Source organism: Mesorhizobium sophorae (assembly GCF_002270415.1).
Classification (GTDB): domain Bacteria; phylum Pseudomonadota; class Alphaproteobacteria; order Rhizobiales; family Rhizobiaceae; genus Mesorhizobium; species Mesorhizobium sophorae.
Genome location: NZ_NNRI01000022.1, coordinates 977189 through 997639 on the forward strand (window position 1 = coordinate 977189; position 20451 = coordinate 997639).

The window sequence follows — 20451 nt, forward strand, 5'->3', positions numbered from 1 at the left end:
GGATCACCTTGCCTTGTCGTAGGCGCCGAGACCCGGTTTGTAGCTCTTTTCGTCGATGAACTGGCGGATGCCTTCCTTGCGGCCTTCATTGTCGTGGGAATTGGCCGCCTCCTGCGCCCGCACGAGATAGTCCTCGGCATTGTCGTAGGTCATCTCGGCAACGCGGCGGATGGCATCCTTGGTCGCCTTCAGGGCAATTGGGTTCTTCTTCAGCAAGAGCGTGGCGACCTCGGTGACACGCGACTTCAGATCCGCCAGCGGCAGGCTTTCATTGACCAGCTTCCAGGCGGCGGCCTTCCTGCCGTCGATGAGCTCGCCGGTCAGCGCGTGGTACATGGCATCGCGCATCGACAGGAGGTCGACCACCACCTTGGTGGCGCCGCCGCCGGGCAGGATGCCCCAGTTGATCTCGGACAGGGCGAACTGCGCCTCGTCGGCTGCGAAGGCGAGGTCGCAAGCGAAGAGCGGGCCATAGCCGCCGCCGAAGCACCAGCCATTGACCATGGCGATGGTCGGCTTGCCGTACCAGCGCAGCCGCCGCCACCAGCCATACGCTTCGGACTGCGCCTTGCGGATGGCGCCAAGGCCCTTGGCTTCGGTCTCGCGGAAATACTCCTTGAGGTCCATGCCCGCCGACCAGGCGCTGCCTTCGCCGGACAGCACCAGCACGCCGACATCGTCGCGGAATTCTAACTCGTCGAGAACCTCCATCATTCGCCGGTTGAGCGCCGGGTTCATGCAATTGCGTTTGTCCGGACGGTTGAAGCGCACCCAGGCGATGCCGTTCTCAACATCGAAGGCAACGGTCTCATCAGTCATGGTCGGGTCCTCCCGTTTCGCCGCTGCATCGATGAAAATTGCTATGCAGCATAGCGATCATATTTGCTATGTCGCATAGTCTTTTTTGCTTGACAAGGGGCTTGATCGCGGCGATCGGTTGCACCATGGACGAGGCTCACATCAGTAGCAGTGCGCCAGGCGCGACACCCGAAGACGCGCTCGACGCGCAGATCGGCTACAATCTCAAACGCGCCTCGGCCGTTGCGCTCAACGATTTCGCGGTGGAACTGGCCGATGCGGTGCTGCGTCCGGTCACCTACGGCATGCTGGCGCTGATCGACGAGAAGCCCGGCATCCGCGCCGCCGAGCTCTGCCGCCTGCTCGGCATGAAGAGCGCCAACATGGCGCCGCTGCTTGCCGAACTGGAAGAGCGTGGGCTGGTCGATCGTGACGACCATGCCGGCGACAAGCGCGTGCAGATGCTTGCCCTGACGCCGGCCGCCAGGGAGGCCATGCCCGGATGGCGGCGGCAGGTTCGCCGGCACGAGGACCGGTTTCTGCATCGGCTGACAAAAAAGGAGCGTGCGACGCTGCTACGCCTGCTGCGCCTGATCTGGACGGACGAAGAGGTTGCATTGGCGCCAGGCCGTCGCTGACCTCAAATTGGTTGCTGAGGAACCGGCGCTTCCATGTTGTTGAAGGACATTGGGCCGAGGTACCCCTCAGCTGGCTGGCAACGTACCTTGACACCAACGATATCGTCCCAGCCGTTGGTGATGATGTCTCTCGCCCTCTCCTGGTCCTTGAGGGTCGGAAATATCGGGTCGACATCATACCCCTCGTGGTCGAGATGTCCGAGCCTTTCGCGCCAATCGATAGGGACCGATCCACGGCGCATGAGGTCTGCGAACCGGATCGGATAACAATGGCCCTTCAACCAGGCGAGCTGCGCCTCGTCTGAATAAAGATACTCCATCCATAGCCGAGCAGCGTTCGGATGCGGAGCATAGGCGCTGATCGCCTGGACATAGACACCCGCAACGACGGCGGTCCTTGGCCTGATGACTTCGATCCTCGTTGTCCCTTCCAGGCGCTCGCGGTCACCCACCCCGAGGTAATCCCAGCGAACGAGGATCGGCGTGCGGCCGTCAGCAAGCGAGTTGGTACTGCCGATGATGGGAACGAAATTGCCCTTCTCATGGAGATCGGCGAAGAACTTCAGACCCAGATCAGCGGCTCCTTCGACGTTGCCCCCCGCCGACAAGCCTGCGGCGAACACGCTCTGGACCGCTTGATGTGAAGAAATATTGCCGGCGAGGCCGACCGAGTTCCTATACTCCGGCGCGGCAAGATCCGCCCAATCCCGAGGCATCTTGGTGATCAGGTCAGCGTTGATCTCGAACGCAAGGACTCCGTAAAAGCCGCCATACCAATACCCTTGTGCATCCTTAGCCGCTTCCGGGATCGTGTCCCACGTTGACGCTTTGTACGGCTGCAACAAGCCGTCTTCCTTTGCCGATGAGGCGAAGGACATGCCAAGGTCGACTATGTCCGGTGTCTGGGGGTCGGTCTTGCCTCGCCCTGCCTTGATCGCCTCTATCTGATCGGCTGAGCTGGCATGGGGCCGGAGTTCGTTGACTGTCAGGCCGTATCTCGCCTTGAACCTGTCGATCACAACGCCGTATGCGCCCCAGTCGCGCGGCAACGCGATGACGGTAAGCTGCCCTTCCGCCTTAGCGGCCGAAACCAGGTCTTCCATCGCGTCGGCGGACGCCAGGGCGTCGCAAACCGACACGGCACCCGTTGATAGGGCGGCTCCAGCCAGACCTGCTGCCTTGAGCGCATCGCGGCGACTCATCGGTCGCTGACCAGCGGCAGGTTCGACCCTCATTGTGTGTTCGTCTGTTGATCCATGTTTCATGGTTCGTTTTCCTCCGTCGGCTTGCGTTCGATGCAAGTTCCTCCACGTCGAACCTTCTTGGCATCGATCGCGGTTTTGAAGGTGGGAGCGAGCAGCGGGTTCGCGACGTCCTCTGACCCACTATGGCATGTTGGGGGGCTGCGCGATATGCGGTCGCACGAGCAAGGCGTAGATACCTGGAACTAAGCTGCGGCGATGACCACGAGACCCGGACGCACGTCCGAAATGGGCCGTTGAAGGTCCGCTATGAGGCAGCAACCCTGAGCCGGGAAAGGATCAAGACCAGGAATTCAACAGGGTACCAAGCGTCTGATTTTAGCCGCTAGCTGGTTTCCCCGTCCGGCTCCGAAAGCCGCAGCAGCAGGGCGAAGAACGCAATCACCGGCGGAACGATGAAGCACCAGACATTGGCGAAGGCAAAGCCGAGTGCTGCGGCAGCGCAGCCGGTGGCGAACACGGCGACTGCCGACGACATGCGCCGCAGGCGGGCAATGAGGGCAGGGCGGGCCTCTGGCTTCACACCGCCGATGAGATCGCCGAGGTCGATCATGATCTGGGTAGTGGTGCCGGTCATCAGCGTCGAGGGTGGTGCGGCCGCGAGATGGACGCGGTGCACCGCATTCTGGATCGCCATGGCGGCGACCAGCACCATGCCGGTGACGATTGCCGCCGCACCGTCACTGGTGGCGAAGGGGCCAAAGCGGATCGCCAGCGCGGCACCAGCGATCAGCAGCACCAGCTTCGCCGCCAGCAGCGGGCCGAGCGCCGGCAGTCCCAGCCCGCGCAAGCGCTCGCCGGCCAGCCGGGTCAGGATGACGACGATGCAGAACACCGGCAACGCCAAAAGCTTTGCCGGCACGCCCGAGATGCCAAGCACCAGCGAGGCGCCCAGGGTGACGAAATTTCCCGTCACATGCGCAGTGAACAGGCCCTGTAGCGCCAGGAACCCGGCCGTATCGACATAGCCGCCATTGAGGCTCAACAGCAGCGGCAGTGTGGGTTTCATCGTTGCATCTCCTGGCCAGGCCTAGCGGTCAGCGTCTCATATCCCGGCGGAGCGTTCCACCTCGGCGCGGCCCCTTGCCGTCGCCCGTGCGGCCCTTCGCCGTTGCCGGAGCGGCCTCTTCGCCATCGCGAGGTCGCCGCCACATGAACGGCAAACTCGGATGTTCACTTGACGACAATTGTGTTCAACGGAGCTTTTGCATGTCGCTGTCCGGTACGACAACCCGCTATGGAAGCCTTGCCCAGGCATTTCACTGGCTGACGGCACTGCTTGTGCTCATCGCCTTCCTGGTCTCCGAAGGCGGCCCGCCGGCGCGGGTCTATTCCGAGGCCCGCGCCTCGACCCTGTTGCTTCACGAGTCACTCGGTTTTACCGTTTTCTGGCTGCTGGTCGCTCGTCTGGTCTGGCGCCTGTTCGACCGCGTTCCGGATGCTCCGCCCATGCCCGCATGGATGGACGTCGCCGCGAAGGTGACGCATTGGGCGCTCTATGCGCTTCTGTTCGCGGTTCCGGCGACCGCCATGCTCGGCGCATGGTTCGGCGGCCACCCGGTGACGGTCTACGGCCTCGGCGCCATCGGTCCGTTTTTCGGCCCGTGGGGTGCGGGCGCATCGCTGGCGGACATTCACGGCACGCTTGGCAATATCATCCTCTGGCTCGCCGGCCTGCACGCCGCCGCGGCCATCTTCCATCACGTCTTCCTTGGCGATCGCGTGCTGAGCCAGATGCTGCCCGGCTTGCCCAAGGCGCGTTGATATTCAACCGGCCTGCCCATCGTACGGGCTATGAGGAGCAGCGCCGACTTAAACGATGAGCCCGGCCAGCCCGCTACAACGCAACAGCCCGCCCCAATCCCCGCCGAACCGCTTCGCGATAGGCGAGTTCGGCCGCCACCATGTCTTCCATGGCAACGCCCATCGCCTTGTAGACAGTGACCTGCTCGGCGCTGACGCGTCCCGGCCGTAGACCGAGCAGCATTTCGCCGAGTTCGGTTCCGTTTTGCGGATCGAGACCGGCGAGCTCGCTGGAGCCGACCGGGGTCGGGGCGAAGGCTTCGCGTGTCTCGACGAACAGGCTTGCCCGCCTGATGAGGTCGACCGGCAGTTCGCCACCGGGCGGGGCGACGCCCACCGACGAGACATGGGTGCCCGGCCGCACCCAGTCGGCCGAGATCACCGGTGCGTAGGAATGCGTCGCAAGGCAGACGACATCCGACGAGCGTACCGCGGCTTCAAGATCGCTGACGGCGACGACGCCGGGATGCTGCGCGGCAAGCGCCTGCGCATCCGCGAATTCCTTCGAGACGACGCGGATCTCGGCGAAGTCGCGCACCAGCGGCAGAAGGTGCAAGTGCTGGCCGGCCTGCACGCCGGCGCCCACCACCGTCGCCACCTTGGCGTCGCGCCGGGCGAGTTCGCGCACCGACAGCACGGCTGAGCCGGAGGTGCGCGCGGCGGTGATGTAGGTGCCGTCCATGACGCAGACCGGCATGCCGGTCTGCGGGTCGAACAGATGGATGGTGGCGAGGTGGCTGGGGATGCCTTTGGCAATGTTGCCCTCGAAGACGTTGACGATCTTCACCGTCAGATGCATGCCCGCCGTCCAGGCCGGCATCGCCAGCGAATAACCTGCATCGGGAATATCGAGCTGCGGCCGCGCCGGATTGACGACCTTGCCATCGGACAGCGCCTTGAAGCCGCTGGCCAGCGCGTCGAGAAGCTGGCGAAGGTCGATGCAGGTTTTCACCTCGGCTTCGCTCAAGAAGAGCACTGGAGTATCGCCCTTGGCCTGGGCGCTGCGGGAGATCGATAGGGCTGTTGTCATGGGATCCGCTTTCGTTGGCTGCTGGAGTGCACGACAACGGTATTGCGATCTGGCGGCGTGATGAAATATGCTGTTTTTGCGATTTTGGCGTGGTTATCACGCTTGTCCTAGCTCAAATGTGTGAATCCTGAAATGGACGATCTCGACCGTATCGACCGCTCGCTGCTGCGCTTGTTGCAGGAGGATGGCCGCCGCACGACGCTCGATCTGGCGCGGCGGGTCGGCCTGTCGCCGACAGGGGCGGCGCAGCGCGTCAAGCGGCTGTTCGCCGAAGGGTTCATCCGCGCGGTGCGTGCCATTCTGGACCCCGCCAGGATCGGGCAGGCACAGCTCGTGTTCATCGAGGTGCGGCTCGACCACACAGCGCCGCAAGTCTTCGACCGCTTCGCCGAGGCGGTGTTGCGGGCGCCGGAAATCATCGAATGCCACATGGTGGTCGGCGGTTTCGACTATCTGGTCAAGGCGCGCATCGCCGACATGGCGGTGTTCCAGGATTTCCTGCAGCGGGTCATCCTGCCGCTGCCCGGCGTCCGGGAAACGCACACTTATGCCTCGATCGCCAATGTGAAGCCCGACGCCCTGCTGCCTGTCTGAACTCCCAGAGCCATGAGAGATTTTTTCTGCATGCTGGTTCAGGCTTTCTGGTTCGAACTGGATGACGAAACCGGCTATACACCGCCAACTGCCAAGGCTTCGCGCCCGCCAACCCGAGAAGGAAAATCAGATGAGTTCAGAAAAAACAGCTGTCGTCGTGGCTGGCGGCAGCGGCATGGGTGCGGCGGCGGCGAAGCGCCTGGCGGCGGATGGCTTCAACGTCGCGATCCTGTCCTCGTCCGGCAAGGGCGAAGCGCTGGCCAAGGAGCTTGGCGGGCTCGGCGTCACCGGCTCCAACCAATCGAATGACGATCTGCAACGCCTCGTCGACCTGACGCTGGAGCGCTATGGCCGCATCGACGTGCTGGTCAACAGCGGCGGCCACGGGCCGCGCGCGCCGATCCTCGAGATCACGGACGAGCAATGGCACACCGGCATGGGTGTCTATCTGCTGAACGTCATCCGGCCGGTGCGCATCGTGGCACCGCAAATGGTCAAGCAGAAGGGCGGGGCCATCATCAACATCTCGACCGCCTGGGTGGTCGAGCCGAGCCCGATGTTTCCGACCTCGGCGGTGTTCCGCGCCGGGCTTGCCGCCTACACCAAGATCTTCGCCAACACCTATGCACCAGACAATGTGCGCATGAACAACGTGCTGCCCGGCTGGATCGACAGCCTGCCGGCCACCGAGGAGCGCCGCGACAGCGTGCCGATGCAGCGCTACGGCACCTCGGAAGAGGTCGCCGCGACCATCGCCTTCCTGGCGTCCGACGGCGCCGGCTACATCACCGGCCAGAACATCCGCGTCGACGGCGGCATCATTCGCGCTATCTGAGGCGCCGACCGGGAGGAGCACCGTGTCCGACACCTATCTGAGTCTGGTGCCTCATGATCCGCACTGGCACCCCGACGAGCCGGCTGCCGCCGCGGCCGTGAATGTTGCGCGCGGACTGTTCCCGCAGGCTGAGCATGTCGCCGTCGAATCCGAAGAGGGGGTGACGTTTTTCGACGCCGGAGCAAATACGGAAAGCGTCCATTGCCCGTTCTGCGGCGGCGACATCGAGGAATGGTGGGGCGGTGCCATGGACCAGGCCTTCGCGGCAGGCTTCGCCGACCTGTCCGTCACCACGCCGTGCTGCCATAAGCCCGCGTCGCTGAACGATCTGCGCTACGTCTGGCCGGCGGCGTTCGGTGTCTGCGCGTTGACGGTCGTCAATCCGGGAGTGACCTCCTTGGCCAGCGAGCAGTTGCGGGCGATCGAGCAAGCCATGCGTTCGCCGCTGAAGGCGATCTGGCAGCGCCTCTGAGACGACGGATTCTGAATATTCCAAGGAGCAAGAAATGCGGCTTATGATACTCGGCACCGGCTGGATGGCGCAGGAACATGCAAGGCGGTTCGGCGCCATCGAGGGCGTCGACATCGTTGGTGCCGTCGATGTCGATGCGGCGCGCGTCGGCGAATTCGCCGACGGCTTCAACATCCCCAACCGCTTCACCTCACTGGAGGAGGCGCTGAAATGGGGCGGCTTCGATGCGGTGGCCAATGTCACGCCGGACCGCATTCATCATCCGACCACCATGGCGCTGATCGCCGCCGGCAAGCCGGTGCTGTGCGAGAAGCCGCTGGCCGAGAACTTCGGCAAGGCCACCGAGATGGCCGATGCCGCCGAGGCTGCCGGCATCGTCAACATGGTGAACCTCACCTATCGCAATGTCGCGGCGCTGCAGAAGGCCCGCCAGATGGTGCAGGCGGGGGAAATTGGCACGGTCAGGCACGTCGAGGCGTCCTATCTGCAAAGCTGGCTGGTGTCGAAATTCTGGGGCGACTGGCACACCGATCCGAAATGGCTCTGGCGCCTGTCGCGCGGCCATGGCTCGAATGGCGTGCTCGGCGATGTCGGCATCCACATCCTCGATTTCGCCAGCTATGGTGCGGCTCTCGACATCGACCATGTCTTCTGCCGGCTGCGCGCCTTCGACAAGGCGCCCGGCAACCGCATCGGCGACTACGAACTCGATGCCAATGACAGCTTCGCCATGACGCTTGATTTTTCCAACGGCGCCTTCGGCGTGGTGCATGCCAGCCGCTGGGCGACCGGCCATCTCAATGAGCTGCGCCTGCGCATCTATGGCGACAGGGGTGGCATCGAGGTGGTGCACAATCTCGACGGCTCGCTGCTCAAGGCCTGCGTCGGCGAGAATGTCGAGAACGCCAAATGGGAAGAGCTCGACGCCGGCTCGGTGCCAACCAACTACCAGCGTTTCGTCGACGCCGTCACCAGCGGGGTGCAGAGCGAGCCCAGCTTCCGCCACGCCGCCGGCCTGCAAAAGGTGCTCGACCTCGCGGTGGTGTCGGACGAGAAGCGGGCGGAGTTGAAGGCGAATGCCGACTCGCAATAGGGCTTGCTGATATTCAGGTGATGCCGGCTTACAAACGACGGTTCCCTGCGCTTCCGGTGCTCACGTACTTGCCTCATTGGTGCTGCTTATGCGGTCAAGGCATCTTGCAGTTCGGGCTGTTCGAAAAGCGTATGAAGCTCGGAAGCCGGCATTGGACGGCCAAAGAGCCAGCCCTGGACATCCGTGCAGCCATTTTCCCTGACCAGCCTGAACTGGTCCTCGGTCTCGACGCCTTCCGCGGTCGTGGTCATGCCGAGCGTTGCGCCGAGTTCGGCGACGGCCTTGACGATTGCCCGGCTTTCCCCGCTCTCGCACATCAGGCTGACGAAGCTGCGATCGATCTTGATGCGGTTGAACGGGAACGACCTGAGATAGCTCAGCGAGGAATAGCCGGTGCCGAAATCGTCCATGGCGATGCTGATGCCGAGGTCGCGAAGGCTGTACAGCGTATTTATGGTGTTTTCGTTGTGCGCCAGCAGCACCGATTCGGTGATCTCCAGCTCGAGCCGTGACGGCAGCAGGTTCGAAGCCGCGAGCGCCGCGGCAACCTGAAGCGGCAGCCCCTGCTGTTTGAACTGGGCGGGCGAGAGATTGACCGCGACCTTGACGGGCAGGGGCCATTTGGCGGCGTCGGCGCAAGCCCGCTGCATGATCCACTCACCAAGCGTGTCGATGACGCCCGTCTCCTCGGCCATCGGGATGAATTCCGCCGGCGGCAGCAGGCCGAGGCGAGGATGGTTCCATCGCACCAGGGCTTCGAAGCCGGTGAGTTTCGAGGTCTTGGCGTCGTGCAGCGGTTGATAATACACGACGAACTGCTCGTTCGTGACGCCGAGAGCCAGTTCGGATTCGAGTTGGCGCCGCTCCTGCAGTCTTGCGTCCATTCCTGGCTCGAACGACCTGCAGGTCCCGCGGCCTTCCATCTTGGCTTTGTACAACGCCAGGTCGGCATTGCGGATGAGGATTTCCGAACTTTGTCCGTCGTCCGGGAAGACAGCGATGCCGATGCTGCTGCCGATGTTGATCTTGTGGCCCTGTATCAAGAATTCGCCGGCCAGGGCATGAATGACCCGGCTCGCCAGCACACCCGCCTCTTCGTCGCCATCGATCAGGAGCTGGAGGATGACGAACTCGTCGCCTCCGGTTCTCGCGACCATGGCGGTTTCACCCGCCTGCTGCTTCAGGCGCCTCGCCACCGCACCGAGAACCTCATCGCCGATCGGATGGCCGAGCGTGTCATTGACCGGTTTGAAACGGTCGAGATCGACGCAATGGACGGCCAACTTCTCGCCGTCCCTGAGGCTCCTCAGCGCCTCGTCCATCGTGTCGGCCAGGAGGCCCCGGTTGGGCAGGCCGGTGAGAATGTCATGCGTGGCAAGGTGCTGGATCTCGGCGGTGCGTTCCTCGACCCGCCGCTCCAAAGTCTCGGCGGCATTGGTCTGCATCATCATCGTGCGTCCGATCGCATACCAGCAGGCCAGCGCCAGCAGCGTGACCACCGCGACCGCCACATAACCGGCCAGTTCGAATTGCCTCACCGACAGGGCGTCCATGTTGCTGTCGTATCTGCTGTTGGGAAAACCGGCCCAGAGACGCCAGGCGCTTCTGGGATCGTTGAGCGAGAGCGGGATGACTTCGGAATAGATCAGATTGGGGTCGGCCGCCGTGAAGGCACGGGAATCCGCCGCCAGGGCCGTCGACATCTTGTGCTGGTCGGATTCAAATCCGTAGCCTGAATTGACGATGACATAGTCGCTGCTCGGCAACAGTTTCCTCAGTGCCGAGGTGAGCATGATTGCCGAGACGGAGCCGCGCAGGCTGCCATCCTGGCCGAAGACCGGGACCGAAAGGATGAAACCGGAGCGATCCGCGTCATTGCCGGTGTGGATGAAATCCGTGTTGTCGCAGGTGATGAGCTCCTTGGTGCCGATGATCGGCACATTCAGCCCGTCAATGGCGCTCGAATTCGGATAGTTCGCCTTCAGCCAGGCGAGCTGTTTGGCCAGTTCCTGGTACTCATAGGTCTCGACCTCTTCGGCGGGCCGGGTCAGCGCGTTCTCGTCAAGCTTTGCAGACTTTGCGGCTGCTGCGTCGGACCGCGCCCTGGCATTCACGATCAGCTGGTCGAACTGGAGGATCGGCTCCTCGAGCTTTCCGGTCACCGCATCGAAGCGGTCGGGGTCGAAATCCAGCGGCAGGAAGTAGACCTCGGAAATGGAGACGTTGTTGGCGAGGTTGTTGTAGATCTGCTGGATTGTCGCGCGGCCCTCGTCGCCGAGGTTGGTTCCATGCCGGTCGAGGTTTCGGACGCTTGGCAGGTAGCTCAGCGTTCGCACATTCTCGTAGACGGCCCGCAAGGCGTCTTCGACCGTCTTGGCCGTTGTCCTGGCTGCCGCCTGGGAGTTCTCGATGTAGCGTTCCTTGGCAAGCGCGAAGTTCCGCTGGGCGTCGATATGCAAGGCCGCCAGCATCGCTGCGCCGGTCACAAGGATCACAACAAATCCGACTGCTCGCCAGAATGCGTTCATCGGCGTCCCACCATCAATTGGTAAGGGATACCCTAGAGCAGTTTAGGAAGCGCTAATGAGTAAGCGCCAATAACCAATGCCCTTCCTTGCGGCGCCGGCGCCGCCGCACACCAAATCCGGCAAGATCCAGAAACCTGTTTTGCGGGTGCGAGAAAGCGGGATTGGGCATGCGCAAGGTCCAGGCATTCAGTTCGCCGGTACCGCCCTGGCCTGCTGATCGGCATCGGTCAGCGTTTGCAGGAAGGCGACGATGTCGTCGATTTCGGGGTCGGTCAGTGCCGGTTTGTCGCCGGGCTTCTTGCCGAAGGGCGGATCATGGTTGAGGTTGGCCCAGTAAGCCTTTGGCAGATCGTCATTTTTACGGATCTTTCCATCGGCGTTCTTGGGATACCAGTGGCCGGGATCGCTGTCGCGGCTGGCATAGAAGGCGACCGCGTCGCGCAGCGTGTGGAAGTAGCCGTTGTGGAAGAAGCTTTTGCGCAGCGCGACGTTGCGCAGCGTCGGCGTGCGAAACAGGCCGCAATACTCAGCCCGGCCATGGAAGTCGGTCCTGAGCGGCCCGCACAGGCCGAGATCGAAATAGGCGGGGTCGGCATTGGCCGGGATGGCCGGGTTGCGCGGCACGGCGACGGCGATCAGGCCGAAATCGGTGAATTGCGGCGGCTCGCCGTCATTGGCGGGTTCGCTCAGGTGGCAACTGGCGCAATTGCCCTTGGTTTCGTCATCGAACAGCGCGCGCCCGCGCAATTCCTGCGCCGACAGCATCGCCTTGCCGGCGAGGAAGGCGTCGTAGCGGCTGGAATAGGGGTAGAAGTCGGTGCTGCTCTGCTCGAAAGTGCCGAGCGCCTCGGCAGCGGCGTCGAAGGCGTCGTCCGGGTGGTCGAACACGGTGTCGCCGAAGGCGGCCTTGAATTCATCGGCATAGCTGGACTTGCGCAATCCGGCGGTGACGGCGGCGGCATCCTTGTTGGCCATCTCGAGTGGCGACAGCAGCGGGATCTTGGCCTGGTCGCGGCCGCGGTCGGCGCGGCCGTCCCAGGTCAGGCCGCCGGTTGGGCCGTTGTCGACGCTTTCGTCGCCTTCATCCTCGGAATCGTAGAAATGCTCTGTGAAGGCTGGCACTGCCTGGAGGTAACGCAGCGAGGGCACGGCGCGCAGGCCGGGCTGGTCCAGCTTCGGACCGCCCATCTCGACCGGTGCGGCCGACGCCGGACCGAAGGCATGGTGCGGATCATGGCAGGACGAGCAGGATTGTCTGCCTGAAGCCGACAGCGACGGATCGAAGAACATCTTTCGGCCAAGCGCTGTCAGCGCCTGCGCCCGCGCGAAGGCATCCGCGCGCGACATGGGTCCGGGATGGACACTGCCGCTACCGGCGCTGACGGCGTTGCCGGGCAGGATCGTGGCGAGGCCAAACATCGATGCCGCGGCGGTCGCGATCATCAAGCCTTTCCATCGTCTTGAGGTCATAAGGTTCAGTCCGATTTGTTCCGGAATTAGGTCCGCACTGCAACGGATTGATGACCGGTCCACCCGCTCACGCAACCGTGTTCGGATGGGCGATAAATGTCACAAAGGTGACAAAGCATCGACCTAGCGTCCGAAGCCGTGGCTCGTCGCCCCCAAGCCATGCACAGCCCTCTAGCCATCACCCTAGCCATGAGGACCTCCCATGACGCGGTTTACGCTTTTCACCTCGCTTTGCCTGGCCGGCACGGCGCTGGCCTCGATTCCGGCTACAGCCAACGCAGCCCCTCCCGGCTTCGACAAGATCGACACCGTCGTCGTCATCTATGCCGAAAACCGCAGCTTCGATAATCTCTATGGCGGCTTCCCCGGCGCCAACGGCCTGGCCAACCTTTCGGCCGGCCAGGTGCGCCAGCTCGACCGCGACGGCAAGCCGCTGAGCGAACTGCCGCCGGCCTGGGGTGGTCTGACCGCCAAGGGCGTGACGCCGCCGGTGACCGAGGCGCAGACGGCCCATCTCAGCAATGCCAGCTTCGCCATCGACGACGCCAGCGGCTTCAACGAGAAGACCTCCGTCATCACGCGCGACCTCTGGCACCGCTTCTATCAGGAGCAGATGCAGATCGACGGCGGGAAGAACGACAAGTTCGTCGCCTGGGCCGATTCCGGCGGCCTGGTGATGGGTCATTATGACAACTCGGTGCTGCCGATGTGGGCGGTGGCGAAGAAATACGTCTTGGCCGACAATTTCTTCCAGGGCGCCTTCGGCGGTTCCTTCCTCAACCATATCATGCTCGCCTGCGCCTGCGTTCCGGTCTATCCAAATGCCGACACCAGTCCGGTGAAGGGGCAAATCGCCGTGGTCGAAGCCGACGGCACGACGCTGAAGGTTGCCGACAACTCGCCGGCCTCTGCCCTCGGCGGGGCGCCGAAATTCGTCAATGACGGCGCCATCACGCCAGACTTCCACGCCGTCAACACCATGCAGCCGCCCTATCAACCGAGCGCCAACAAGCCGGCCGAAGGCGGCGACAAGGCACTTGCCGATCCGGCCCAGCCGACCACGCTGCCGCCGCAGCACGACATCACCATCGGCCGGCCTGGTATTCCGGCGCCTGGCAGGCAACGCTCGACGGCAAGAACGCGACGCCTGTGCCGAACTTCCAGTTCCACCACCAGCCATTCAACTATTTTGCGGCTTACGCGCCAGGCACGGCCGCGCGGGCCGAGCATCTCAGGGATGGCGGCCTCGACGGGACCGAATTCATCAAGGCGATCGACGACGGCAAGCTGCCGGCGGTGAGTTTCTACAAGCCGCAAGGCAATCTCAACGAGCATGGCGGCTACGCCGATGTGGCGAGCGGCGACCAGCATCTCGCCGACGTCGTCTCGCACCTGGAGAAAAGCCCGCAATGGAGCCATATGCTGGTGGTCGTCACCTATGACGAGAATGGCGGCTTCTGGGACCATGTCGCGCCGCCGAAGGCCGACCGCTGGGGACCGGGCAACCGCATCCCCGCCTTCATCATCTCGCCCTATGCGAAGATGGGTACTGTCGACCACACGCAATACGACACGACGTCGATCCTGCGCTTCATCACCGCGCGTTACGATTTGCCGGTGCTGCCCGGCATCGTCGCCCGCGACAAGGCGCTGCGCAACAACGACCAGCCACCGATGGGCGATTTGAGCGCGGCACTCGATCTCAGCCGCTAGGGCAGCTCAGGACCTTGGTGCGGCGAGCCCCCCTTTGCTCTAGCCGCCTGATCTCCGGATCAGGTCGCGGCCGATCGGCTTCGGCGCCTCGCTGCGCAGCACCAGCGCCGTGGTGACCGCGCCGTGGCGGGCCACCGCGTCGACGATGGTTTCAAGCTGCGCCGGCGAGGGGACGACCACTTTCAGGATGAAGCAATCTTCGCCGGTCAGCCGGTGCACCTCGGTGATCTGCGGCATTTCGGCGAACTGCTTGAGGCAGGGCCGGATGTGCTCATGCGTGGTGCGCACCCGGATGATCGCCATCATGCCGAGGCCAAGTGCGGCGGGATCGATCACCGCGGTGTAGCCGGCAATGACGCCGCGCTCCTCCAACCGTTTCACCCGCTCGGAGGTCGCCGGCTGCGACAGGCCGACCCGGCGGCCAAGCTCGGACATGCCGATGCGGCCGTTTTCCTGCATGGCTTCGACAATGGCGATGTCGGTCGGGTCGAGCGGCGCGCGCTCATCGTTGTTTTTCATGATCACCTTGAATCCATCGGAAATGCCGTGACTTTTCCGATGATTTCCCATTCCCGGGGCCCTGGCAAGACACCACCATGCTCCTTCAAGAGATAGGAGCAAGGCGACATGACGCATTTCATCATCCTGCCCGGCAGCGGCGGTTCGGGCCTAGCCCACTGGCAATCGCGCTGGGAAAGCGCCAATCCGGCGATGCGGCGGTTCCAGCCCTCGAGCTGGGACCTGCCGGATTTCACCGACTGGCTGGCGGCGCTGGAGGCTGCCGTGATCGAGGCGCCGGAGCCGCCGGTGCTGGTCGCGCACAGCCTGTCCTGCCTGCTGATCGCGCATTGGCAGAAGATCTCGCGGCGCCCGGTCCAGGCGGCCTTGCTGGTCGGTGTTCCCGATCCGACGGCGGCCGTGTTCCCGGCTTACGGGATGGCCTTTGCCAAAATTCCCGAGGGCCGGCTGCGGTTTGCCTCGCTGGTGGTGACCAGCACCAACGATCCCTATGGCGCTGCGGACTATGCCGAGGCGAGGGCGAAGCAGTGGGGCAGCGGCCTTGCCGTCATCGGCGCGTTCGGCCACATCAATGCGCAGAGTGGCCTGGGCGACTGGCCGGAAGGTGTTGCGCTTCTCGACGGTCTGGTTTCGGAGGCTCGAGGCTAGCGTCAGCCACCATTCACCAGGGCAAGGATGAGTTTTTGCAGATTGCCGCCCTGGCCGAGTTCGATGCGGTCGAAATCGCGGCTCGCCTGTCGCTGTGCCTGAGACAGTCCGGACAGGCGCTTCGTCATCTCGGCGCGGATCTTGCTGCATTTGGGGTCGTCGGCGACGCTGAGGCCGACGGTCGCCGCTTCGATCTTGCGCACCATGTCGACAATGGTTGCGCCGTGGACCTTCTCATGGGCGCTGACGCCGGCAATGAAAACCTCCCAATTCTTCTGGATTGCTGGCGGCAGTGGCGAGGAGGGACTGGGCAAGGTGTAGGTGATGATGAGCTTCGGCCGTGCCGAGACCAGCACGCAGGCTCCCGCTCGCGCCTGATAGTCCCTAGTCCAGGTCAGCTTGAAATTGGTGTGGGCGATGGCGCGGGCAATGCCGACCTTCGGTCCGTTGTCGCCGATCGAGCGGTAGAGCTCCGGCCCGGACTGGCCTGATATGGCGTAGGTCTCGACCTTCTCGACCGGCTTCCAGTCGGCATGGGCGGCGAGCGGCAAGCCCAACAGGGCGGCCAGCGACAGGCACAGACGAACACAGGCTCTCAACACCGCTCTCCGCACAATCAGGATGGCACGCCGCGACGGGCTATGCCACGGAACCGCTTTTCCTATAGAATGCCGATGGGTGCGGCCGCAAATGCCTGAGGGGGAAGTCATGAGATATCTGATCGTCGCGGGTATGGTGGCGGCCTTGCAGGCCGTACAGCCGGCGTTGGCCGCGTCCTGCGGCGGCTGGAGCGCCGAGATGGAGGAGGACGAGGGCGGCAGCGTGCTGACCGCCTCGGTCTGCGGCGGGCCGAAAGGCGATGCGCATCTGATGCTGGCCTGTTTCGACACGCCGGTGCTGAGCTACGACCTCGGCGCCACCGGCCAGCAACTGGAGCCCGGCATCAGCGGCCCGTTCGACTTCAAGGCCGACGGCAAGACGGTGACGAAGACGCTGCAGCTCGAAGCCATGTACAACTACTTCGTGGTGAACCTGGCCAAAGCCGATCCGCTGCTGGATCTGCTGCGTGGGAAAGGCGATGTGCTGGTCAGCGCCGCAAAATACGGCCAGACCAGTTTCCCGCTGAAGGGCTCGAGCGCGGCCATCGGCAAGGTGCTGGCGCAGTGCGGCAAGGCTAAGGCTGGGGATGCGGATTGATTTGCCTGCGGGATTCGTGGAGCCTGGTCGCTGAACCTCAAACACTGGCGCTGCCCCCCCTCATTGTCCTGCCGGACATTTCTTCAATGCCGGCGCTTTTTCTGCGACGCTGGCGATTGGCGAAATCATTGGCGACGGCGTCCTTCTCCCCGTCACTATACGGGGAGAAGATGCCGGCAGGCAGATGAGGGGCGGCGCCAGCCCTGGCCGTTGCCCAACGTGCAACACACGCCGACGCTATCGGTATTGACAAGCCGGCCTCTGGCTCTGTTCTTTCATGCCCATGATTTACGATCGCTCCCGGCTCGAGGAAGCCTTCCGTTCCAAGTCCCGGCTCAAATTCCTGTTCTTCTGGGGGCATCAGCCGTCCAGGGACGGCCGCATCACCGCGTCCTGCTTCAGCCAGTGGTGGCATGCCTCGTTCACGGTGGCTGGACGCAGCTATCCGACAGCTGAACATTGGATGATGGCCGAGAAGGCGAGGCTGTTCGGCGATGACGAGACGGCGGCGCAGATCGTGCAGGCGGGAAGCCCGAAGCAGGCGAAGCAGCTCGGCCGCCAGGTGCGCGGCTTCGACGAAGGCAGGTGGGACGCGGAGAAGCGGCGCATTGTGGGCGAGGGGAGCTTTGAGAAATTCCGGCAGAATGCGGCCCTGCGCGAATATCTGCTGTCGACCGGTGAGCAGATCCTGGTTGAAGCGAGCCCCATGGACCGGGTGTGGGGCATTGGGCTTGCCGCCGATGACGAGAAAGCAGCCAATCCGCTTTTGTGGCGCGGCGAGAACCTGCTGGGGTTCGCCCTGATGCAGGCGCGCAATCGCCTGCGGTAAGTCATGCAACCATGATCGAATTCCGCCGAGCGCAAGCCTTCGACCTGCCTGATATCGTCGCCATGCTGGCCGACGATCCGCTGGGCGCCGGCCGTGAGGACGCCTCGCTGCCGCTTGCGCGCGGTTATGTCGATGCCTTCAATGCCATCCACGCCGATCCCAATCAGCTGCTGGCGGTGGCCGTGGACGGCGGCGAGGTGATCGGCACGTTGCAGATCACCTTTCTTGCCGGCCTCTCGCGCAAGGGCGCCTGGCGCGGGCAGATCGAGGCGGTCCGCATCGCCAGCCGCCGGCGCTCGGGCGGCATCGGCAGGCAGATGATCGAATGGGCGATCGGAGAATGCCGGGCGCGCGGCTGCAGCCTGGTCCAGCTCACCACCGACAGGTCTCGGGCGGACGCGCACCGCTTCTATGAGGATCTCGGCTTCACCGGCAGCCATCTCGGCTACAAGAAGACCTTGTGATGCCCGGCGTGGTTCCGGGCCGGCGGCAACTGGCGTATAGCGGAAGGCTGTCAGGCTCTATTCAAATTGCCGGGGAGAGCTAATATAGGTCAGCCAGGTTGACCTATATCAAAATTGTCGCGGAGGCGCGCCTTGACCTTGATGAATCTGTTGGCTTCGCGCTCGTCGCGCATGAAGGCGTCCGAAATCCGCGAACTCCTGAAGCTGCTCGACCAGCCCGACATCATCTCGTTTGCCGGCGGCATTCCCGATCCGGCGCTGTTTCCGGCCGAGGCGATCCGCGACGCCTATGCCTCGGTGCTCGGCGGCGGCGAGGCGGGCGCGGCGCTGCAGTACCAGGTTTCGGAAGGCTATCTGCCGTTGCGGCGCTGGCTGGCCGGGCAGATGGGCAAACTCGGCGTCGCCTGCGACGAGGCCAACGTCTTCATCACCTCCGGCTCGCAGCAGGCGCTGGATTATCTCGGCAAACTGTTCCTGTCGCCGGGCGATACCGCACTGGTGACATGGCCGACCTATCTCGGCGCGCTGCAGGCGTTCAACGCCTACGAGCCGCGCTACGACCGGCTGACGGTGGAAGGCGGCAACATGACGCCGGCGGCCTATCACGCGGCCGCCGCCGCGAATGGCGGCAAGGTCAAGTTCGCCTATCTGGTGCCGGATTTCGCCAACCCGACCGGCCAAACCTTGAACCGAAAGCAGCGCGAGGCGGTGCTCGACCTCGCCGGCGAACTCGACATCGCCGTCATCGAGGATGCCGCCTATCGCGCGCTGCGCTATGACGGCGAGGGCGTGCCGCCGATCCTGGCGCTCGACTGTGCTCGCTCCGGCTCTATCGACAAGGCGCGCACGCTCTATTGCGGCTCGTTCTCGAAGATACTCTCGCCGGGCATGCGAGTTGGCTGGGTCTGCGCGCCGCGCCATATCGTCGAGAAGCTGGTGCTGATGAAACAGGCCTCCGACTTGCACAGCCCATCGATCAACCAGGTGGTGATGCACCGCGTCGCCGAAGCCGTATTCGACGGCCAGGTGGAAAAGCTCATCGGCGCCTACCGCGAGCGCCGCGACGGCCTGCTCGCAGCACTTGAAGCCAACATGCCTGAAGGCGTGAGCTGGAGCCGCCCGGAAGGCGGCATGTTCGTCTGGGCTACGCTGCCAGAGGGCGCCGACGCCACGGCACTTCTGGCGCGAGCGGTGAAGGAGGCGCGCGTCGCCTTCGTGCCCGGCAGCGCGTTCTTTGCCGACGCAACCGGGCGCAATACGCTGCGGCTCTCCTTCACGCTCGCCGACCGGCGCGCGGTGAGCGAGGGCATACCGCGGCTGGCGGCCATCCTGAAGGGGTGAAGCCCGCGCCGGGCGCACCTATGCCGCCACGTTCACCATGTGATTGAGCTTCGAAAGCCGGCTGCGAGCCAGCTTGCGGATTGGCTTTTCGAACTCTTCCTCGCCGGTTTCGACGACGAAGACCAGTGTCATGAAATCCAGCATGAATTCGTCGATAGCCGTCGCGATCTTCTGCGATCTGCCCTTGAAGCGATGCAGCAAGGCGTTTGCTTCTTCGACATCGTCGACGCCGGCGCTGTCGACCAGCGCCTCAAGCCTCTGAAAACTGTCCAATTTGATTCCTCCCAGCCGCGCCTCAAAACTTGCCTTGGCGGGGAAAGTTCCGGCGGAGAGGGGTTTTGCGAAAAGAAATCGCCTGCACGCTTGAATTTGCGTGAATTCGACGACCCGTTGGCAATCTTTTTTGTTCGAGTGGAACCTCTGCGGCACATAAAAGTTCTCACAGTGTCTGACCCCCCGTCAGACATCTGAAAGCTCGGTACCAGCTTTCCAAAGGCCCGTCGGATCCCCCTCCCGGCGGGCTTTTCCGTTTGAAGGATCGACCGCGGGCTCCATGCCCGGACGTGTGGTGGGACCTGGCGGTCGGCAAGCACCTGTGTTGACGCCACCCTGTGCGGACCTAAGTTCGCAAGCTCACAAGGAGGAATTTTCATGGAACTGCATCGCGGCCGGCTTATCGATCATATCCAGTTGGTGGTGAGGGACCTCGCCGCCAGCCGGCGTTTCTACGAGGCGGTCCTGCAGGTGCTCGATGTTCCGATCGGCGGTGTCGACGACGACTATTTCTGACGAACTGTTCGTTTCCAGCGCCGACAGTCGGGCGGCGCAGGGAAAGCTCACCGGCCGTCATCATCTCGCTTTCCAGGCAAGGGACCACGCCATGGTCGATGCGTTCTACAAGGCCGGGCTCGCAGCCGGCGGCACGGACAATGGCGCGCCGGGCGAGCGGCCCTACCATCCCGGCTACTACGCCGCCTTCCTGCTCGATCCGGACGGCAACAACATCGAGGCGGTGCATCACGGCCCGGCAAAGCGAAGCGCCGCGTCCGTGACGATCACCTTCTGAGAGACTATTGGGAAATTCTACTCCGGCGGCCATCTAACGGCGTTTTCTGCGCTTCCGGTGCTCACAGACCCAAATGTCCGCGGCGCTCCGGTTCTCGAAACCTCAACCGCCAGAGCGAATTTCGAAACGGTCGCTGAGCGGCTTTCCAATC

20 protein-coding genes and 2 pseudogenes are annotated in these 20451 nt (G+C 63.7%); 13 read left to right on the top strand and 9 right to left on the bottom strand.

What is annotated here, in order from left to right:
- Window positions 1-3: 3 nt before the first annotated feature.
- Window positions 4-819, bottom strand: coding sequence for a p-hydroxycinnamoyl CoA hydratase/lyase (locus tag CGZ66_RS35885; protein WP_095091327.1), 816 nt, complete (start codon window positions 817-819; stop codon window positions 4-6).
- Between the two features lie 125 nt (window positions 820-944).
- On the opposite strand from CGZ66_RS35885, the gene CGZ66_RS35890 reads away from it, so the two are divergent.
- Entirely contained in the window at window positions 945-1436 is a 492-nt protein-coding gene (locus tag CGZ66_RS35890; protein WP_095091780.1) for a MarR family winged helix-turn-helix transcriptional regulator, read from the top strand.
- A gap of 2 nt (window positions 1437-1438) precedes the next feature.
- Here the strand turns inward: CGZ66_RS35890 and CGZ66_RS35895 are convergent, their stop codons facing one another.
- Together CGZ66_RS35895 and CGZ66_RS35900 are read right to left on the bottom strand one after the other, a co-directional pair.
- The gene (locus CGZ66_RS35895) at window positions 1439-2638 is read right to left on the bottom strand and encodes an ABC transporter substrate-binding protein (RefSeq protein WP_095091328.1); all 1200 of its coding nucleotides are present in this window, start codon (window positions 2636-2638) and stop codon (window positions 1439-1441) included.
- Between the two features lie 385 nt (window positions 2639-3023).
- A complete protein-coding gene (locus CGZ66_RS35900) occupies window positions 3024-3707 on the bottom strand; it encodes a YoaK family protein (protein ID WP_095091329.1) in 684 nt (227 codons plus the stop codon).
- 200 nt (window positions 3708-3907) lie between these two features.
- On the opposite strand from CGZ66_RS35900, the gene CGZ66_RS35905 reads away from it, so the two are divergent.
- Window positions 3908-4462, top strand: coding sequence for a cytochrome b (locus CGZ66_RS35905; protein WP_095091330.1), 555 nt, complete (start codon window positions 3908-3910; stop codon window positions 4460-4462).
- Window positions 4463-4535: 73 nt separating this feature from the next.
- On the opposite strand, the gene CGZ66_RS35910 is transcribed toward CGZ66_RS35905, so the two are convergent.
- Window positions 4536-5531: an ornithine cyclodeaminase family protein gene (locus CGZ66_RS35910; RefSeq protein WP_095091331.1), complete on the bottom strand. Its 996-nt coding sequence runs from the start codon at window positions 5529-5531 to the stop codon at window positions 4536-4538.
- A 132-nt stretch (window positions 5532-5663) separates the two neighbouring features.
- Here CGZ66_RS35910 and CGZ66_RS35915 point away from each other — a divergent pair, with 132 nt between their 5' ends.
- The 4 genes from CGZ66_RS35915 to CGZ66_RS35930 all read left to right on the top strand — a co-directional run bounded on the left by CGZ66_RS35915 (window position 5664) and on the right by CGZ66_RS35930 (window position 8525).
- Window positions 5664-6125 carry an Lrp/AsnC ligand binding domain-containing protein gene (locus tag CGZ66_RS35915; RefSeq protein WP_095091332.1) on the top strand — a complete coding sequence of 154 codons (462 nt, stop codon included), beginning with the start codon at window positions 5664-5666 and terminating at the stop codon, window positions 6123-6125.
- A gap of 130 nt (window positions 6126-6255) precedes the next feature.
- Complete coding sequence (locus CGZ66_RS35920; RefSeq protein WP_095091781.1) at window positions 6256-6960, top strand: SDR family oxidoreductase; 705 nt, start codon at window positions 6256-6258, stop codon at window positions 6958-6960.
- Between the two features lie 22 nt (window positions 6961-6982).
- Window positions 6983-7432 (top strand): hypothetical protein, encoded by a 450-nt coding sequence (locus tag CGZ66_RS35925; RefSeq protein ID WP_095091333.1) that lies wholly within the window; start codon window positions 6983-6985, stop codon window positions 7430-7432.
- Between the two features lie 34 nt (window positions 7433-7466).
- A complete protein-coding gene (locus tag CGZ66_RS35930) occupies window positions 7467-8525 on the top strand; it encodes a Gfo/Idh/MocA family protein (RefSeq protein WP_095091334.1) in 1059 nt (352 codons plus the stop codon).
- Window positions 8526-8611: 86 nt separating this feature from the next.
- Here the strand turns inward: CGZ66_RS35930 and CGZ66_RS35935 are convergent, their stop codons facing one another.
- Together CGZ66_RS35935 and CGZ66_RS35940 are read right to left on the bottom strand one after the other, a co-directional pair.
- Window positions 8612-11020: a putative bifunctional diguanylate cyclase/phosphodiesterase gene (locus tag CGZ66_RS35935; protein WP_245331364.1), complete on the bottom strand. Its 2409-nt coding sequence runs from the start codon at window positions 11018-11020 to the stop codon at window positions 8612-8614.
- Window positions 11021-11239: 219 nt separating this feature from the next.
- A complete protein-coding gene (locus CGZ66_RS35940; protein ID WP_425352342.1) occupies window positions 11240-12472 on the bottom strand; it encodes a cytochrome-c peroxidase in 1233 nt (410 codons plus the stop codon).
- 253 nt (window positions 12473-12725) lie between these two features.
- Here CGZ66_RS35940 and CGZ66_RS35945 point away from each other — a divergent pair.
- A pseudogene (locus tag CGZ66_RS35945) lies at window positions 12726-14236 on the top strand (acid phosphatase).
- 39 nt (window positions 14237-14275) lie between these two features.
- Here the strand turns inward: CGZ66_RS35945 and CGZ66_RS35950 are convergent.
- Window positions 14276-14755 carry an Lrp/AsnC family transcriptional regulator gene (locus CGZ66_RS35950; protein WP_095091783.1) on the bottom strand — a complete coding sequence of 160 codons (480 nt, stop codon included), beginning with the start codon at window positions 14753-14755 and terminating at the stop codon, window positions 14276-14278.
- A gap of 108 nt (window positions 14756-14863) precedes the next feature.
- Here CGZ66_RS35950 and CGZ66_RS35955 point away from each other — a divergent pair, with 108 nt between their 5' ends.
- Complete coding sequence (locus CGZ66_RS35955; protein WP_095091336.1) at window positions 14864-15403, top strand: RBBP9/YdeN family alpha/beta hydrolase; 540 nt, start codon at window positions 14864-14866, stop codon at window positions 15401-15403.
- A gap of 2 nt (window positions 15404-15405) precedes the next feature.
- Here CGZ66_RS35955 and CGZ66_RS35960 read toward each other — a convergent pair whose 3' ends face one another.
- Entirely contained in the window at window positions 15406-16002 is a 597-nt protein-coding gene (locus CGZ66_RS35960) for a DUF922 domain-containing Zn-dependent protease (RefSeq protein WP_245331366.1), read from the bottom strand.
- Between the two features lie 109 nt (window positions 16003-16111).
- Between CGZ66_RS35960 and CGZ66_RS35965 the strand changes: the two genes are divergently transcribed.
- The 4 genes from CGZ66_RS35965 to CGZ66_RS35985 all read left to right on the top strand — a co-directional run bounded on the left by CGZ66_RS35965 (window position 16112) and on the right by CGZ66_RS35985 (window position 19234).
- Complete coding sequence (locus CGZ66_RS35965; protein WP_245331367.1) at window positions 16112-16600, top strand: hypothetical protein; 489 nt, start codon at window positions 16112-16114, stop codon at window positions 16598-16600.
- 277 nt (window positions 16601-16877) lie between these two features.
- Window positions 16878-17429, top strand: a complete 552-nt coding sequence (locus tag CGZ66_RS35975) for a riboflavin biosynthesis intermediates N-glycosidase (RefSeq protein ID WP_095091338.1) — start codon at window positions 16878-16880, stop codon at window positions 17427-17429.
- Window positions 17430-17440: 11 nt separating this feature from the next.
- Window positions 17441-17893: a GNAT family N-acetyltransferase gene (locus CGZ66_RS35980; protein WP_095091339.1), complete on the top strand. Its 453-nt coding sequence runs from the start codon at window positions 17441-17443 to the stop codon at window positions 17891-17893.
- A gap of 141 nt (window positions 17894-18034) precedes the next feature.
- Window positions 18035-19234 carry an aminotransferase-like domain-containing protein gene (locus CGZ66_RS35985; protein WP_206073850.1) on the top strand — a complete coding sequence of 400 codons (1200 nt, stop codon included), beginning with the start codon at window positions 18035-18037 and terminating at the stop codon, window positions 19232-19234.
- Window positions 19235-19252: 18 nt separating this feature from the next.
- On the opposite strand, the gene CGZ66_RS35990 is transcribed toward CGZ66_RS35985, so the two are convergent.
- On the bottom strand, window positions 19253-19507 hold the full coding sequence (locus CGZ66_RS35990; RefSeq protein ID WP_245331368.1) for a hypothetical protein: 255 nt from the start codon (window positions 19505-19507) through the stop codon (window positions 19253-19255).
- A 378-nt stretch (window positions 19508-19885) separates the two neighbouring features.
- Between CGZ66_RS35990 and CGZ66_RS35995 the strand changes: the two are divergent.
- Window positions 19886-20300, top strand: a pseudogene (locus CGZ66_RS35995) (VOC family protein).
- Window positions 20301-20451: the final 151 nt, after the last annotated feature.